The following is a 15047-nucleotide window of genomic DNA, read 5'->3' as shown; positions in this document are numbered from 1 at the left end:
TGTCGTGAAGTACCCCAGACCAGATCTCGGTGATGCGCTGACGCGGCGACGCGCGCTCACGATATTGGGTCTGACGGTGCCCGCCGTTGCTGCGGCCTGCACGACCGTGGGCTCGAATGAGCCCGAAGAGGCTCCGTCGCCGGGGGCCTCGCTCACGTACTTGCCCGACGACAAGGCCAAGGACGTCAACCCGACAGCACCGGTCAGTGTGACCGTGGCCAATGGGTGGTTCCAGGACGTGAAGCTGGTCAATGCCGACGGCAAGGTGGTCGCGGGAGCCCTCAGTCGTGACCAGACGAGGTTCCGCACCACCGAGCCACTGGGGTTCGATGTGACCTACACCTGGAAGGGTTCGGCGGTCGGCCTGGACGGTAAGGCCGTCGCGGTGTCCGGTGCATTCACCACGTTGGTGCCGACAGCGAAGGTCAACGGCCAGTTCCAACTCGCCGATGGGCAGACGGTGGGTATCGCGGCTCCGGTCATCATCCAGTTCGACGCGCATATCGCCGATAAGGCCGCGGTGGAGCGGTCGTTGAGCATCACGTGCGATCCGCCCACCGAAGGCGGCTGGGCATGGCTGCCCGACGAGCAACAGGGTTCCCGGGTGCATTGGCGTTCACGCGAGTACTTCAAGGCCGGCACGAAAGTCGATGTGAAGGCCAACCTCTATGGCATTCCCTTCGGGGATGGGGCCTTCGGCAATGAGGACATGTCTCTGGACTTCACCGTGGGTCGCAGGCAGATTGTCTATGCCGATGCGCAGAGCCACCGGATTCGGGTGACCACCGACGAGGGCACCATCTTGGACCTGCCGTGCAGTTACGGCGAGGGTGACCTGCCGCGCAACGTCACCCGCAGCGGGATTCACGTGGTGACCGAGAAGTATGAGGATTTCTGGATGTCCAACCCGGCGGCCGGGTACTCCAACGTCCACGAGCGCTTCGCAGTCCGGATCTCGAACAACGGCGAATTCATCCACGCCAATCCGAACACCATTGGGCAGCAAGGAAATACCAATGTCACCAATGGATGCATCAACTTGTCGCTGGGTGATGCCGAGTCCTACTTCCGTACCGCCATCTACGGCGATCCCGTCGAGGTGACCGGCACCTCGATCGAGTTGTCGTATGCCGACGGCGATCTGTGGGACTGGGTGGTGGACTGGCCGACCTGGCAGTCGATGTCCGCACTTCCGCCGAATCCGAAGGAACGGACCGTCACGTCGATGACATCGTCGATCCCGACGACGGTTCCGCTGACCCCGTCGGGGGCACCGACACTCTCGGGGACGCCGACGTCAGCCCCGTCGACCAGCGTGAGCGTGCCTTCGGCCTCGGCTACCCCGACCACCACGCGTCGATAGCTTGGCGCGATCTAATGTAGCTGCCGAACGGCCTCATTCGGGATCGGAGAGGCGCCATTGCACGAATGCTTTGCCAGGTTCGCAGTCTGGCGTCACGCTGATAAAGCGGTACTCGAGCCTGTTGTCGCGGGATTGGATATTTTCACCGGCGATCCAGTGTGACAGTTTGGTTCCTGCGCGGAATGCGGGAATGCACATCGCAGGCACGCTGCCGTCTACTTCCTTTGAGGGGCGCTCTGAAAGTGTCTTTCCGGGATAGTATTTCGTTGCGTAGTCACGCCACTGGTCGTTGGGTATGAGGAAATCAACGCCGCTATCGGTATGTCCGACGATGTTTGTGGCGGATTTGGGGATCTCGATTTTGAGATCGCCGACGATGCCGGGGTCACTGTCGGTCTGGCCCCCTCCTGGTGTGCAGCCAGACAGGACTGCGAGCGCGGTTACCGCGGCCAGTAACTGGGTGCGGGTATTGAGCCGTGTGGTCATGGCCAGGTACTCGTGTGGAAGCCGGAGGTGCCGGTGGTATCGAAGTTCTGCGCCCAGCCTGCGCGGTGCATCTTGTTCAGATCAGATGCCTGGGGCCACGGATGTTCGTCCGTGGTTTCGAAGTTGTAATAGTCGTAGATGCTGGTTTGAGAGTTCACGCTGTAGGTTCCGTTCCCGTTCGGGGTGGCTACTCCGCTGGTCTGATAGCTGAAAGTACCTACCGCAGCCCACCAGTCGGGATTCTTGAATTTGTCCGGGCGCGCTGGCGTGCCGTCTGCCTTCAGACTGGTGTAGTCGCTCTGGAATGCGACCGGACTGCAGGTTCGAATCCTGCTCGGGGAGCGTGCGCGCCAACAGTGCCTTGTGGGGTAATCGGTAGCCCACCGGACTTTGAATCCGGGAGTTCAGGTTCGAGTCCTGGCGGGGCAGCGGAAGACCGCCGACTCGGCCATGGCGACCGTGGTGTAGTGGAAACACGGCGGTCTGTGACTCCGCAGTCAAGGGTTCAACTCCCTTCGGTCGCCCAAAGCCCTTGTAGCTCAACGGACAGAGCGGCGAGTTACTACCTACCGCGGTGCCGGTTCGATTCCTGCCGGAGGCTCAATCCCGCGTCGCCCGGCGGGTGGACGATGCCTGATCTCGCGGTTTGACGACGATCTGGTCCAAGTTGACGTGGGCGGGCCGCGAGGCGACAAACGCGATGATCTCGGCGACGTCCTCGGCGATCAGCGGTGTGATGCCGCGGTACACGGCATCCGCGCGATCTTGGTCGCCGTCAAAACGAACCACCGAGAACTCGGTCTCCACCGCACCGGGCGCGACCTCGGTGAGCCGCACGGGCTTACCGAGAAGCTCACCGCGCAGGGTGCGGTGCAATGCCGCCTGGGCGTGCTTGGCGGAGGTGTATCCGCTGCCGCCGTCGTACACGTCGAGGGCGGCGATGGAGGTGACGGTGACGATGAGCCCGTCGCCCGAAGCAATCAGCTTGGGCAGCAGCGCGCGGGTCACCTGCAGGGTGCCCACCACGTTGGTCTCCCACATCCAGCGCCAGTGCTCCAGATCCGCCTCCAACACCGGCTCCAGGCCCCAGGCCCCGCCGGCGTTGTTGATCAGCACATCCACCCGATCCAGGCTCTGCGCAAGGGCCGCAACCGAATCGGCGTCGGTGACATCGAGCACAACCGGGGTGCCCCCGATTTCGTCGGCCAGGGCCCTGACGCGGTCTTCGCGCCGTGCCGCAACCACCACATGAAACCCAAGGGCTGCAAGGGATTTAGCGGTGGCTGCACCGATTCCAGAGCTGGCGCCGGTAACAACCGCGACCCGGCCGTCGAACGAGGGATTGGTCATGGTCGCCACTGTAGTCAGGCAGCGGCATTAGGCCGCTGCTAGGACATTGCCTCGTAGGGATGCTAAATTTCGCCTGTGTCCAACAAGCGTGCCGCCGAACCCCGGGTCACTTTCGTGATCGCGGGTATTGGTTCTCGGCTGCCGCTGGCTCGCGAGCTGTGTTGTCGCTGCGTCTGTCGCTGCGCCTAATTTCTGCACGTCTTCCTGACGTATCGGGCGTGGTATCGCCCCAGTTCACAACACCAAAAGCCCTCGTTTCAGCCCTATTCTGAGGCTGTACCTCCGCCAAAGGACCCATCTCATGACTGCTCCGGTTCGCCGACCTGTTTCTCGCCACCAGATTCATCCCCCCGCCCTGTACATCGGCGATAGCGCCGCCTCTTCGGTATTTCGCGCCGCACGTGTGCGCGGACCCGTGGCTCGCGATGCGATTGCCCAGGTCACAGGCCTTTCTATTGCCACCGTTAACCGACAGGTGACGGCCCTGTTGGACGCGGGACTGCTGCGTGAACGAGCCGATCTGGCCGTCTCGGGCGCCATCGGCCGCCCGCGAGTGCCGGTGGAGCTCAACCACGAGCCCTTCCTGACCCTGGGCATCCACATCGGTGCCCGCGCCACCAGCATCGTGGCGACCGACCTGTTCGGCCGCACCCTCGATGTGGTGGAAACCCCCACGCCAAACGGCCCGCAGGGGGCCGCTCTGGCTTCGCTCGCCGGGAGCGCCCAGCGCTATCTCGCCCGGTGGCACCGTCGTCGTCCCTTGTGGGTCGGAGTTGCCACCGGTGGTGTGGTCGACGGCCCGGCCGGGACGGTCGATCACCCGCGTCTGGGGTGGACCGAGGCTCCGGTGGGCCGGGTCTTCGCCGATACCCTCGGCCTGCCGGTATCGGTGGCCTCGCACGTGGACGCGATGGCGGGTGCCGAGCTGCTGCTGGGTCTGCGCCGCTTCGCGGCTCGATCCCTGACGAGCCTGTACGTATATGCCCGTGAAACAGTCGGTTTCGCTCTCGCTATCGACGGACGGGTGCACAGCCCCTCCAGTGGCCCGGGAACCATTGCGGCGCTGCCAGTCGATTCCGAATTGCTCGGCGGCACCGGCAAGTTGGAGACAACCGTCAGCGATGAGGCGGTGCTGGCCGCGGCGCGCAAGCTGCGCATTGTTCCTGCCGGGGACGGCGTTTCGGTGAGCGCGGTGTACAAGGCCGCGCGCGGTGGCAATGAGTCGGCACGCCAACTGCTTTCCGAACGCGGTCGGGTGCTGGGCCAGTCGGTGGCGCTGCTGCGGGACATCCTCAACCCCGACGAGGTGATCGTCGGTGGGCAGGCCTTCACCGAGTACCCCGAGGTGATGAACGATGTCGAGACCGCGTTCCTGGACCGGTCGACGTTGTCCAAGCGCGATATCCGGGTGACGGCATTCGGCAACCGTGTACAGGAGGCCGGTGCGGGTGTGGTCTCGCTGGGTGGGCTGTTTGCCGATCCCTTGGGTGCCATGCGGCGGGCGTCCGCCCGGCGTAATGAGGCTTCCGCCCTGGCCTAGGGTTCCCGGTGCGTCGAGCGTGAATCCATTGCGGGGTTTCGCCGATTTTCTCGCAGTGGTTTCACACTCGGCGAACGCGGAAGTGATAGGGATGTGCATATGACGCACATCCATCACGTGTCCTCCGCGAAGGTGCCCATGGCATATGCCTTCGACTACATCAGTGATGCGCACCATTTGGCCGACTGGATGTTCGGGATCGAGCACGTCCATTTCGTCAATGACGTGTCGCGGGGGTTGGGTGCCAAGTACGACATCGCGATCAACCTCGGCGCCACACTCCGGTCGACGATCGAGGTGACCGGATGGGATCCCGACGTCCTGTTCACCACCGAGTCGCGCTCAGGGATCGACAACCAGATCGAATGTCGTTTCCGGCCCATTTCCGATGACGAGACCCAGCTGGAGATCAACATCGACTACCGGCTGCCCGGCGGGCTTGCCGGCCGCGCGCTGGGCAAGGTCATCTCGCCGTTCATCTCCCTGGCCATCACCCATTCGGACGAGAAGCTGCGCAAGATCCTCGAGGAGGGATACCGCCAGAAAGTCGCCTCACGCTGACGCCCAAACCGCTGGTAGCGGTGCTGCCGGTCGACAGTCTGTGTGCAAGTGACAAGATGGCTGTGTGCTTAGTGGCGATGAGTTCGCGCGCCGGGCGGTTGCGGCGCTGAAGCCGCGCCGCATCGCCGTCCTATCCGTACACACCTCGCCGCTGGCCCAGCCGGGTACCGGGGACGCCGGCGGCATGAATGTCTACGTGCTGCAAACAGCCCTTCAGCTGGCCCGCCGGGGCGTCGCCGTGGACATCTTCACCCGTGCTACCTCCTCGTCGGATGAGCCGGTGGTGGCCGTCGCCGACGGGGTGACGGTGCGCAACATCGTCGCCGGCCCATTCGAGGGTCTGGACAAATACGACCTGCCGACGCAGTTGTGCGCATTCACCGCGGGAGTGCTGCGCGCCGAGGCGGTCCACGAGCCCGGCTACTACAACCTGGTTCACTCGCACTACTGGCTTTCCGGTCAGGCGGGCTGGTTGGCCCGCGACCGCTGGGGCGTGCCGCTGGTGCACACCGCGCACACCCTGGCCGCGGTCAAGAACCAGACCCTTGCCGCGGGGGATCGCCCGGAGCCTGCGCTGCGCGCCGTGGGTGAACAGCAGGTGGTGGACGAGGCGGACCGGCTCATTGTCAACACCAAAGACGAAGCCGAGCAGTTGGTTTCGATACACAATGCCGACCCCGCGCGTATCGATATCGTGCATCCCGGCGTGGATCTGGATGTGTTCACGCCGGGCGACAAGGCCGCTGCCCGTGCCGAATTCGGCCTGCGCGTCGATGAGCAGGTGGTCGCATTCGTGGGACGTATCCAGCCGCTGAAGGCGCCCGATCTGTTGGTCCGCGCCGCCGAGCGGCTGCCCGGGGTTCGCGTGCTGATCGTGGGCGGGCCGTCCGGCAGCGGTCTCGACGAGCCGACGGCGCTGCAGGATCTTGCGGTGGAGCTGGGGATCGCCGATCGGGTCACCTTCCTGCCGCCACAGTCACGACAAAGGCTGGCGCAGGTATATCGGGCGGCCGATATCGTTGCGGTACCTAGTCATTCGGAGTCTTTCGGGTTAGTGGCCATCGAGGCGCAGGCCTGCGGTACCCCCGTGGTGGCGGCTGCGGTGGGTGGTCTGCCCGTCGCGGTGGCCGATCAGCGCACCGGCTTGCTGGTTCCGTCGCATCGCACCGAGGACTGGGCAGGCGCCATCGGGAATTTGTTGGCGCGCACGGGGTCTGATCTCAGCGGTGCCGCCGTCGAACATGCCGAGGGATTCTCGTGGTCCAGCACCGCCGACTCGTTGCTAGCGAGCTATAGCCGAGCTATTTCCGATTACCGTGCACCGCAACGCCCTTCGGCGCAGCGGGCGCCCCGTTCGCGATTCCGGCCGCGTAGGCTCTCGGGGCTGCGTCGATGACGACCGCCGAGCGGGCCTACGCCGTCATCGTGAGGACGCTCGTGGAGCGAGAGATCGTCTTCAGCGAGCATCACGGGCCCGACGGCAAGCCTGCGCTGATCGTGGAGCTCCCCGGCGAGCGTAAACAGAAGATCACCACGATGCTCAGTCCGGGTGAGCACGCCGTGCGCGTCGAGGTGTTCGTGTGTCGCCGGCCCGATGAGAACACCGAGGGCGTCTACCGGTACCTGCTCAAGCGCAATCGCCGGTTGTATGCGGTCGCGTACACGATCGACAACATGGGCGACATCTACCTGGTGGGTCGCCTGCCGCTGCCCGCGATCACTCCCGATGAGGTCGACAGGTTGCTCGGACAGGTGCTGGAGGCCGTCGACAACGACTTCAATGTCCTGTTGGAGTTGGGATTCAAGACGTCTATCCAGAAGGAATGGGCCTGGCGAACCTCGCGGGGAGAGTCGCTGAAGAATCTGGAGGCATTCGAGCACCTCATCGAGGAGTGACCGGCCTGCCGGGGAACTCGGTTGGGGATTAGACGCGGCGTGCAAGACTGTCGGTCGTGACGTTTCGAAGCCCGCTTCCCGATGTGTCCATTCCCGAGTGCTCTGTCTATGAGTACGTGTTCGGTGATACCGGCGGAGACGACAGTCGCCTCGCGCTGATCGACGGGCTCTCCGGCGCGCAGACCACATTCGGCGAGCTGCGCGCTCAGGTCGACGCGACGGCGGCGGGCCTGGCCGAGCGCGGATTCGGCCTGGGTGACGTCGCGGCGGTATTCCTGCCCAACTGCTCGACCTTCGCAGTTGTGCTGCACGGCATTCTGCGGGCGGGAGGCACAGCGAGCACAGTCAACGTGCTGTACACCGCCGAGGAACTCGCCAAGCAGCTCATCGACTCCAAGGCGCAGCTCGTCTTCACGGTCTCGCCGCTGCTGTCGCGTGCCCTGGAGGCCGCCGAGATCGCCGGGCTCGATGCTGCCAACGTGATCACCATCGACCCCGTGGAAGGACGGCTGTCGCTGGCCGATATTGTCCGGTCCGACCTTGCGCCGCCTGCGGTAACCTTTGACCCGGCAACGCATTTGGCGGTACTTCCGTATTCCTCGGGAACCACCGGCAAGGCCAAGGGGGTCATGCTCACCCATCACAACCTGGTCGCCAACATCGCTCAGGCCAAGCATCTCTATGGCGTTGAACGCGGCGACCGGGTGCTGGCCGTTCTCCCGTTCTTCCATATCTACGGGCTGGTCGTGCTGCTGAACGTCCAGCTCAAGCTGGGCGCCGAGTTGGTGATCCTGCCGCGGTTCGAACTCGACACCTTCCTGGGTTCCATCGCCAACTACCGGGTGGACCACGTCTTCGTGGCCCCTCCGGTGGCTGTGGTGCTGGCCAAGCACCCCGATGTCGACAAGTACGACGTCTCCTGCCTGCGGTCGGTGTTCTCGGGCGCCGCCCCGCTCGACGAGCAGCTGGGTAACGCGGTTGCCGAACGCCTCAATTGCCGTGTCAGCCAGGGGTATGGCATGACCGAGCTGAGTCCCGTCAGTCATCTCATCCCGCCGGGCCGTCCGGATATCCCGCTGAACTCGGTGGGTATCCCGGTCCCTAACTCCGAGAACAAGATCATCGACACCGAGACGGGTGTGGAGATCGAGATTCCTGCCGAGGGCGAGAGTGCGCCCGGGGAGCTGCTGGTGCGCGGACCCAATGTGATGGCCGGGTACCTCGGCAACGAAGAGGCCACCGCCGCGACGATCGAGCCCGACGGTTTCCTGCACACCGGCGACATCGCGGTGGTGCGTGCCGACGGGGTGGTGACGATCGTCGACCGGCTCAAGGAGCTCATCAAGTACAAGGGCTACCAGGTGCCGCCCGCCGAGTTGGAGGCGCTGCTGCTGACCCACCCCGGCATCGGCGACGTCGCCGTCATCGGGGTGCCCGACCCGTCCAGTGGCGAGATCCCCAAGGCCTTCGTGGTGCGCACCGATCAGGACCTCACCGACGAGGCGGTGATGACCTTTGTCGAACAGAAGGTGGCGCCGCACAAGCGAATTCGACAGGTGGAGTTCATCGACGCGATTCCCAAGAGTGCGGCGGGCAAGATTCTGCGCAAGGACCTGCGCGCACGTATCTGACACCCGGAAATCGGTGGCGGCTTGTCGTACCGTAGTGGCACGCTGGATCGCATGGGGCATGTGTACGAGGAGATCGACGACAAGCTTGCTCACTGGCTGACCGAGCAGCCGGTGTTCTTCGTGGGTACCGCACCGAGCGGCCCGGACGGGCACGTCAACGTCTCTCCGAAGGGTATGGCCGGAACGTTCGCAGTGCTGGGGCCGAAGCAGGTGGGCTACCTGGATTACTTCGGTAGTGGCGCGGAAACGATCGCGCACGTGCGCGACAACGGGCGCATCGTGCTGATGTTTTGCTCATTCGACAAACGCTGCCGCATCATCCGGCTGCACGGCCGGGCACGCGTCGTGCAGTTCAACGAAGCCGAGTATCCGAAATTGCGGAACAACTTTTCCAAGACCCTGGAAAAGGGCACTCGTTCAATCATTTTGGTCGATGTCACACGGGTGGCCGACTCGTGTGGGTATTCGGTCCCGTTGATGGACTTCGTGGGGCATCGCGATGTGTACGAAAAGCACGTGGAGAAGGCCCCGCCGGAAAAACTCACCTTCGAGAACGCGCTGGAGAAGAACGGCACGTCGATCGACGGTCTTCCCGCGATCCGATAGCCCCGGGGCCGCGCGGGACGAGGCCGTCGTGTGGGACGACTAACCCGACATTGATCTCGCCACACCCTTGACAAAGCGCTCAGGCGTGTCACACCCTTGGTTTACGTTTGCGTGTCATGCGTAAGCGACAAGCGAAGGGTGATGCCAATGACGGCACCCGACGCGGGAGCCTACCCGCGCCGACGTCCGAAGATCAGTCTCGGGGCGAGTGCGGTGGTGACCGGTGCGGGCAGCGGCATCGGCCGGGCCTTCGCCCAGACGCTGGCCGCTCGCGGCGGTCGAGTCGTGTGCGCTGACATCGATCTGGCCCGGGCGCAGGAGACCGTCGACATCATCGGAGGCGGCAAGGCCCGCGCCGTGACCTGCGACGTGACTTCGTACGAGCAGGTCAGCGAGCTCGCCGAGGTCTCCGAGAGCTGGCTGCGCCAGCCCGCGGACCTGGTGATCAACAATGCCGGGATCGGCACTGGTGGGCTGCCGGTCGGCGCGATGTCGATGTCCGATTGGGAGAGCACCCTGGCCATCAACTTGTGGGGTGTCATCTACGGCTGCCAGGTCTTCACTCCACGGCTGCGTGAACAACGTTTCGGCGGGATCATCAACGTCGCCTCGGCGGCGAGTTTTGCCGCCGCCCCCTTCATGGCGGCGTACAACGTCAGCAAGGCTGGCGTGCTGGCGCTATCGGAAACGCTGGCCGCCGAGTTGAGCGGCACGGGCGTGAAGGTCACGGTGCTGTGCCCGACGTTCGTCAAGACCAACATCGTCAACGACGGCCGCATCAGCGGTTCGGCCAGCGGCCTGGCTGCCTCGGTGATGAAGTACACCGGCGTCTCGCCGGAGCGGATCGCGCGAGGCACCCTCGATGCCCATGACCGCGGCCGGTTCTATGTCGTCCCGCAGCTCGATGCCAAGCTGGTGTGGCATCTCAAACGGCACACTCCAAATCCCTATCGATGGGGTGCCGGCCTGATCGGTCGGCTGATGCCCGCCCCGGTCGATGCCAGGGAACTTCTCGGAGCGGACGTGCGGTGACGACGCACACGGATGTCGCGATCGTCGGGGCGGGTTTCACCGGGCTGAGTGTTGCCGCCGCGCTCAAACAGTCCGGTGTGCACAACTTCGTGGTGCTCGACCGTGCACCCGCGGCGGCCGGGACCTGGCGAGACGACACCATCCGGTTGTTCGGCCTCGCCAAGCACCTGCGCTTCGGGCACGAGGCTGCGGCTCTGACATTCGATGATGTCGAGCAGCGGTGGGAGATCACCGTCGCGGGGGGAGAGGATTTGTCGGTCAGATCGGTGGTGCTGGCCACCGGCTCTGGGGCAGAAGCAGATCCGACGGTTCCCGGTATCGAGGCCTATACCGGGACTGTCGTGCGTGGCCAGGAGTTCAGGGACGTTGACCTGGCCGGTAAGCGGGTAGCTGTGGTCGGCAACGGCGCCGCCGCAGCTACCCTGCTTCCCGATATCGTGCTGGAAGCCGCTTCCGTCAAGCTCTTTCAGAGTTCGCCCGATTGGGTGCTGGCGCGCCGCAGCGGGAGAATCGGGCGGCTGTTGGAGAGCGTGCCGGTTGTTCGCGATGCGACCCGGCAGGCCTGGTTCGCAGGGCGCAGGCCGCAACGCGGCGGCATCTTGGAACTGCTGGCACGCAACAATCTGCGTCAGCACGTGGAGGACCCGTGGACGCGCCGTCAGCTCACCCCGCTGCCGTTGACGGGGCGCCCCAACGTGGTGATCGCCGAACAGTTTTACACCGCGCTGCAGGCTCCGAACTGCAAACTCATCACCTGGCCCATCGCACGTTTCAGCCCCCAGGGCATCCGCAGCGCCGAGGGTATCGAACACCATTGCGATGTCATCGTTTTCGCGGCGGCGCCCGATGACGCGGGAGCGTCACAGATTCCGGTGACCGGAGTCGATGGCCGCCTGCTGCCGGCGTCCTCCGATGTCTCGGTCGCGGGCTTCCCCAACCTGTTCCTGGCCGACCCGCCTGCCCAGCAGCCCGGGCGGGAGGCGGTGCGGCAGGTGGGCAGCCGGGTGAACCGAGTCGCGGCACGGGTCGCAGGTGTGGTGCGTCCCGGTATTTCCGCGAGCGTGCGACCCGCCTCCCGGCGTGCCCACCTTGCCGCCGCACTCACTGCCATGGGTTTGCGACCGGTGTTCAACCGTGTGCGTCTCAACACGTTTGGTGTCCGCCTGGCGCGTCGCGTGGTCGCCGGGACGATGGCGCTCGGAAGCCCGATGCCCTCGGACGTGCGCACCACCCAGGTGAGCGCGCCGGGTCTACGCGGCGAGTGGGTGTACACCCCCAACAGTGGTTCCGGCGGCCCCATTCTCTTCTATATCCATGGCAGCGGATACGTGGTGTGTTCACCACGGACACATCGCAGGCTGGTGGCCAGGCTGTCCGACGCCACCGGGATGCCCGCCTTCAGCCTCGACTATCGACTCGCGCCGGAGCACCCCTTCCCCGCGGCTGCCGACGATGTCCGTGTCGCGTACCAATGGCTTCTGGACCAGGGGCATGTAGCCAAAGATATTGTCATCGCCGGTGATTCGGCGGGCGGGCATCTCGCGATCGATCTCATCGCCGAGAACCATCGGCTGGGTGTGCCACAGCCCGGTGCCATGGTGCTGTTCTCGCCGCTTGCCGACCTGACGCTGGGGTTGTCTGCCGAACGCGAACGAGATGCCCCGGATCCGATCATCTCCGCCGCGGCGGCCCGGCGGCTGGTGGACAAGTACACGGAGGGACTGCCGGAGGACGATCCGCGATTACGTGTCTCGCTGGCGCCGGGAACCGCGGTGCCGCCCACACTGATTCAGGTGGGTGGACGGGAGATGATGGTCGCCGACGCCGAGCACCTCGAGCTGATGATCACGCGCGCCGGCGGCAGTTGCGCATTGCAGGTGTGGCCCGGGCAGATCCACGTGTTCCAGGCACTCCCGAGATTCAGCCCCGAGGCCACTGCCGCGGTGGACGAGGCCGCCCGCTTCATCACGTCGACATTCGCCACGCAAGCAGAGCTCACCGCGGCGCAGTCCGCATAAGGAGGAAGAACAATGGCCCTCGTACTGGAAGACACCCTGCAGACCATCAAGGACAAGCAGTGGGCGCTGGCCGATGTCGACTGGGATGCCCCCGGCGCCGAGACGATATCCCCGGAGCTGTGGCCCAAGCTCAAGAGCTTCATGGCCGACCTGGTGTGGATCGAGAACATCGGTGCGCGCGGGTTCGCCGCCCTGGCCAAGAAGGCCCCGGACCCCACACTCGCCGAGATCTATCGGTACTTCCATGCTGAGGAACAAAAGCACGCCAATGCCGAGCTGGCGCTGATGCGCCGGTGGGGCATGCTGGAAAAGGACGAGATCCCCGAACCGAACATCAACGTGCGGTTGGCCATCGAGTGGTTGGACAAATACTCCGATGGCCTCTCATTGACGGTGCTGGGTACCGTGATTCCGCTGCTGGAGGTGGCCCTGGACGGAGCGCTGCTGAAGTTCCTGCTGGAAGAGGTCGAGGACCCGGTGTGTCACCAAGCGTTCCGGCATATCAACTCCGACGAATCACGGCATCTGGCGGTCGATTTCCACGTCCTGGACATGATGGGTCACGGCAATCTGCGCCGGGTTGTCATCGAGAACGTGGCGACGGTGGTCAACCCGTCGCTCTTGCTCGGTCTGCTGCTGGGGTTGGGTACCGGCATCCCGCTCATCAATCGGATCAAGGGCAATCTGATCGGCATGGGTCTGCGGGAACAGCGCCTGTACGACGCGATGCAGCGATTCATCACCGTCGGTGACCGCGGCGACGGCAAGCGGCTGTTGGTGTATCAGGTGCTCAAGGGTGGGGCCAAATTGATCACCAACCCGGAGAACCGATTCCATCGGCCCTACCATGTGTTGGCCAATTCCATGGTGCGGCTGTCGGATTACTACCCGCGCAAGCGGCTGGCCACGCAGCCGTCCTGGGCCAAGGAACTCACCTACGAGGCAACGGCATGAGCGCGCGACGGCGCAAGCCCACGCGGGGACCCGATCACCAGGTGGTGATCATCGGGGCAGGCTTGTCCGGTATCGGTGTGGCCCGGGATCTGCTGCGGGCCGGGGTCACCGATATCACCATCTTCGAACGGGCCGCGGGTGTCGGGGGAACCTGGCGCGACAATGTGTACCCCGGCATCGGGGTGGATGTTCCGGCCCAGGCCTATCAGTTCAGAGATGCGTGCAATCCCGACTGGTCCCGGTTCTACGCCAAGGGGCCCGAGGTGCTGGCGTACGTCGAGCGACTGGCCGACGATTTCGGTGTGCGGGGGCTCATTCGTTTCAACAGCGAAGTGGGGGAAAGGCATTGGGACGACTCTGCCGACCTCTGGCGCATGAAGGTGAACGGCAGGGACGTGACGGCACGGTTTGTCGTGGTGGCGGCCGGACCGTTTCCCGAACCCAAGCCGGCCGAGCTGCCGGGGCTCGCCGATTTCACGGGCACCGTCTTGAAATCGGCGTCCTGGGATCAGAGCGCCGACCTGTCGGGTAAGCGTGTCGCGATCATCGGGACCGGGGCCAGCGCGGTTCAGATCATTCCCGAGATCGCCGGTGAAGTAGGCCATCTCGATGTTTACCAGCGCACCCCGATCTGGATATTTCCCAAGTTCGACCCCACTACACCGGGCGCGGTCAAGACCTTCTTCCGGCGAGTGCCCTTCGCGCAGCGGCTCCTGCAGGAAGGGTTGGAACTCGTCTACGCCGGGGTGCTGGTGTACGGCGTCATGTACTACGCGAACGTCAAGGTCATCCCGCAAGCGGTATCGGGCTTCCTGCGCAACGTGACCTACCGGATGGCGGTGCCGGACAAGGAGCTTCGTGCCAAGCTGACTCCCGACTACGACTTCGGGTGCAAACGTCCGGCGGTCTCCAGCTCGTACCTGCAGACCTTCAATCGGGACAATGTCGACCTCATCACCGATCCGATCGAGACCATCACCCCGACCGGAATCCGCACGCGCGGTGGAGTGCAGCGCGATATCGATGTGCTGGTGCTCGCGACGGGATTCCGCCTGTTCTACGACCCGCAGATCTACCGGGATACCCCGGTGACCGGACGCGATGGGTTTGACCTCGGTGATTTCTACGCGCATCAACTGCCGCAGAGCTATCACGGCATTTCCATCCCCGGGTTGCCCAACTATTTCCAGGTCTTTGGACACTATGGGTGGACCGGTGGCACCTGGCACAGCGTGGTGGACACCGCGGGTGCGCATATCGGCCGGGTCATCGCGGAGGCGCAGCGCCTGGGTGCGACCGATGTCGAAGTGCGCCGGCAGGCCGCGGCGGACTGGACCGAACAGGTCCGCGGCCGGTATGCCACCTCGCTGTTTCAAGTCGGCAACTGCGCCACCGCCAACAGCTACTACTTCGACCACAACGGTGAGTCCGCCTACATCCGGCCGATGTCCACGCAAGCGGCGCGGCGTTCGTCGCGAACCTTTCCGCTGCACGACTACGCATTTGAGGGGCGGGCAGAGGCGGTGCGGGCGGTCGCGGGGTAGCCGAAGGCGGTGAACCGCCTATCTAGTACATGTAGTATCACGTACTCTTGGTACCGATAACTGTGT

General features: G+C 64.6%; 13 protein-coding genes, 2 tRNA genes and 1 pseudogene. 13 read left to right on the top strand and 3 right to left on the bottom strand.

Going from position 1 to position 15047, the window contains the following annotated elements; genetic code table 11:
- The first annotated feature begins 4 nt into the window (after nt 1–4).
- Nucleotides 5–1363: a L,D-transpeptidase gene (locus tag MYCSP_RS19185; RefSeq protein ID WP_088414750.1), complete on the top strand. Its 1359-nt coding sequence runs from the start codon at nt 5–7 to the stop codon at nt 1361–1363.
- Nucleotides 1364–1396: 33 nt separating this feature from the next.
- Here the strand turns inward: MYCSP_RS19185 and MYCSP_RS19180 are convergent, their stop codons facing one another.
- Nucleotides 1397–1849 (bottom strand): hypothetical protein, encoded by a 453-nt coding sequence (locus tag MYCSP_RS19180; RefSeq protein WP_235629495.1) that lies wholly within the window; start codon nt 1847–1849, stop codon nt 1397–1399.
- Nucleotides 1846–2163 (bottom strand): annotated as a pseudogene (locus MYCSP_RS19175) (hypothetical protein); the annotation flags it as partial. The gene MYCSP_RS19180 and the pseudogene MYCSP_RS19175, both read right to left, overlap by 4 nt.
- Nucleotides 2164–2206: 43 nt before the next feature.
- Here MYCSP_RS19175 and MYCSP_RS19170 point away from each other — a divergent pair.
- Together MYCSP_RS19170 and MYCSP_RS19165 are read left to right on the top strand one after the other, a co-directional pair.
- Nucleotides 2207–2278, top strand: a tRNA-Gln gene (locus MYCSP_RS19170).
- Between the two features lie 24 nt (nt 2279–2302).
- Nucleotides 2303–2373: transfer RNA gene (locus MYCSP_RS19165), tRNA-His, on the top strand.
- A gap of 76 nt (nt 2374–2449) precedes the next feature.
- On the opposite strand, the gene MYCSP_RS19155 is transcribed toward MYCSP_RS19165, so the two are convergent.
- On the bottom strand, nt 2450–3199 hold the full coding sequence (locus MYCSP_RS19155) for an SDR family NAD(P)-dependent oxidoreductase (RefSeq protein WP_070909987.1): 750 nt from the start codon (nt 3197–3199) through the stop codon (nt 2450–2452).
- Between the two features lie 301 nt (nt 3200–3500).
- Between MYCSP_RS19155 and MYCSP_RS19150 the strand changes: the two genes are divergently transcribed.
- The 10 genes from MYCSP_RS19150 (at nt 3501) to MYCSP_RS19105 (ending at nt 14981) form a co-directional block, all read left to right on the top strand.
- Nucleotides 3501–4739 (top strand): ROK family transcriptional regulator, encoded by a 1239-nt coding sequence (locus MYCSP_RS19150; RefSeq protein WP_070909193.1) that lies wholly within the window; start codon nt 3501–3503, stop codon nt 4737–4739.
- A gap of 99 nt (nt 4740–4838) precedes the next feature.
- Nucleotides 4839–5300, top strand: a complete 462-nt coding sequence (locus MYCSP_RS19145) for an SRPBCC family protein (RefSeq protein WP_070909194.1) — start codon at nt 4839–4841, stop codon at nt 5298–5300.
- A gap of 64 nt (nt 5301–5364) precedes the next feature.
- Nucleotides 5365–6696 carry a D-inositol-3-phosphate glycosyltransferase gene (gene mshA / locus MYCSP_RS19140; protein ID WP_088414748.1) on the top strand — a complete coding sequence of 444 codons (1332 nt, stop codon included), beginning with the start codon at nt 5365–5367 and terminating at the stop codon, nt 6694–6696.
- Nucleotides 6693–7196, top strand: coding sequence for a type III secretion system chaperone family protein (locus MYCSP_RS19135; RefSeq protein ID WP_088414746.1), 504 nt, complete (start codon nt 6693–6695; stop codon nt 7194–7196). Before mshA ends, MYCSP_RS19135 begins: the two co-directional genes overlap by 4 nt.
- A gap of 56 nt (nt 7197–7252) precedes the next feature.
- Entirely contained in the window at nt 7253–8827 is a 1575-nt protein-coding gene (locus MYCSP_RS19130; protein WP_083014957.1) for an AMP-binding protein, read from the top strand.
- 51 nt (nt 8828–8878) lie between these two features.
- Nucleotides 8879–9433, top strand: a complete 555-nt coding sequence (locus MYCSP_RS19125) for a pyridoxamine 5'-phosphate oxidase family protein (RefSeq protein WP_070909198.1) — start codon at nt 8879–8881, stop codon at nt 9431–9433.
- A 147-nt stretch (nt 9434–9580) separates the two neighbouring features.
- A complete protein-coding gene (locus MYCSP_RS19120) occupies nt 9581–10465 on the top strand; it encodes an SDR family NAD(P)-dependent oxidoreductase (RefSeq protein WP_088414744.1) in 885 nt (294 codons plus the stop codon).
- Nucleotides 10462–12483: an alpha/beta hydrolase fold domain-containing protein gene (locus tag MYCSP_RS19115; RefSeq protein WP_088414742.1), complete on the top strand. Its 2022-nt coding sequence runs from the start codon at nt 10462–10464 to the stop codon at nt 12481–12483. The genes MYCSP_RS19120 and MYCSP_RS19115 overlap by 4 nt, the downstream gene beginning before the upstream one ends.
- A 12-nt stretch (nt 12484–12495) precedes the next feature.
- The gene (locus MYCSP_RS19110) at nt 12496–13437 is read left to right on the top strand and encodes a reductase (protein WP_070909201.1); all 942 of its coding nucleotides are present in this window, start codon (nt 12496–12498) and stop codon (nt 13435–13437) included.
- On the top strand, nt 13434–14981 hold the full coding sequence (locus tag MYCSP_RS19105; protein WP_088414740.1) for a flavin-containing monooxygenase: 1548 nt from the start codon (nt 13434–13436) through the stop codon (nt 14979–14981). The genes MYCSP_RS19110 and MYCSP_RS19105 overlap by 4 nt, the downstream gene beginning before the upstream one ends.
- The last annotated feature ends 66 nt before the right edge of the window (nt 14982–15047 follow it).

Origin of the sequence: Mycobacteroides saopaulense (assembly GCF_001456355.1) — a bacterium.
Classification (GTDB): Bacteria; Actinomycetota; Actinomycetes; order Mycobacteriales; family Mycobacteriaceae; genus Mycobacterium; species Mycobacterium saopaulense.
Note: the sequence above shows the minus strand (reverse complement) of the source record. Positions and strands in the feature narration are given on the sequence as shown.

Excerpts from the sequence above, each read along its gene's own strand:
- MYCSP_RS19110 (WP_070909201.1), top strand. The coding sequence starts at position 12,496 with ATGGCCCTCGTACTGGAAGACACCCTGCAGACCATCAAGGACAAGCAG.
- MYCSP_RS19155 (WP_070909987.1), bottom strand. The coding sequence starts at position 3,199 with ATGACCAATCCCTCGTTCGACGGCCGGGTCGCGGTTGTTACCGGCGCC.
- MYCSP_RS19150 (WP_070909193.1), top strand. The coding sequence starts at position 3,501 with ATGACTGCTCCGGTTCGCCGACCTGTTTCTCGCCACCAGATTCATCCC.
- MYCSP_RS19180 (WP_235629495.1), bottom strand. The coding sequence starts at position 1,849 with ATGACCACACGGCTCAATACCCGCACCCAGTTACTGGCCGCGGTAACC.
- MYCSP_RS19120 (WP_088414744.1), top strand. The coding sequence starts at position 9,581 with ATGACGGCACCCGACGCGGGAGCCTACCCGCGCCGACGTCCGAAGATC.
- MYCSP_RS19125 (WP_070909198.1), top strand. The coding sequence starts at position 8,879 with ATGGGGCATGTGTACGAGGAGATCGACGACAAGCTTGCTCACTGGCTG.
- MYCSP_RS19145 (WP_070909194.1), top strand. The coding sequence starts at position 4,839 with ATGACGCACATCCATCACGTGTCCTCCGCGAAGGTGCCCATGGCATAT.
- MYCSP_RS19105 (WP_088414740.1), top strand. The coding sequence starts at position 13,434 with ATGAGCGCGCGACGGCGCAAGCCCACGCGGGGACCCGATCACCAGGTG.
- MYCSP_RS19135 (WP_088414746.1), top strand. The coding sequence starts at position 6,693 with ATGACGACCGCCGAGCGGGCCTACGCCGTCATCGTGAGGACGCTCGTG.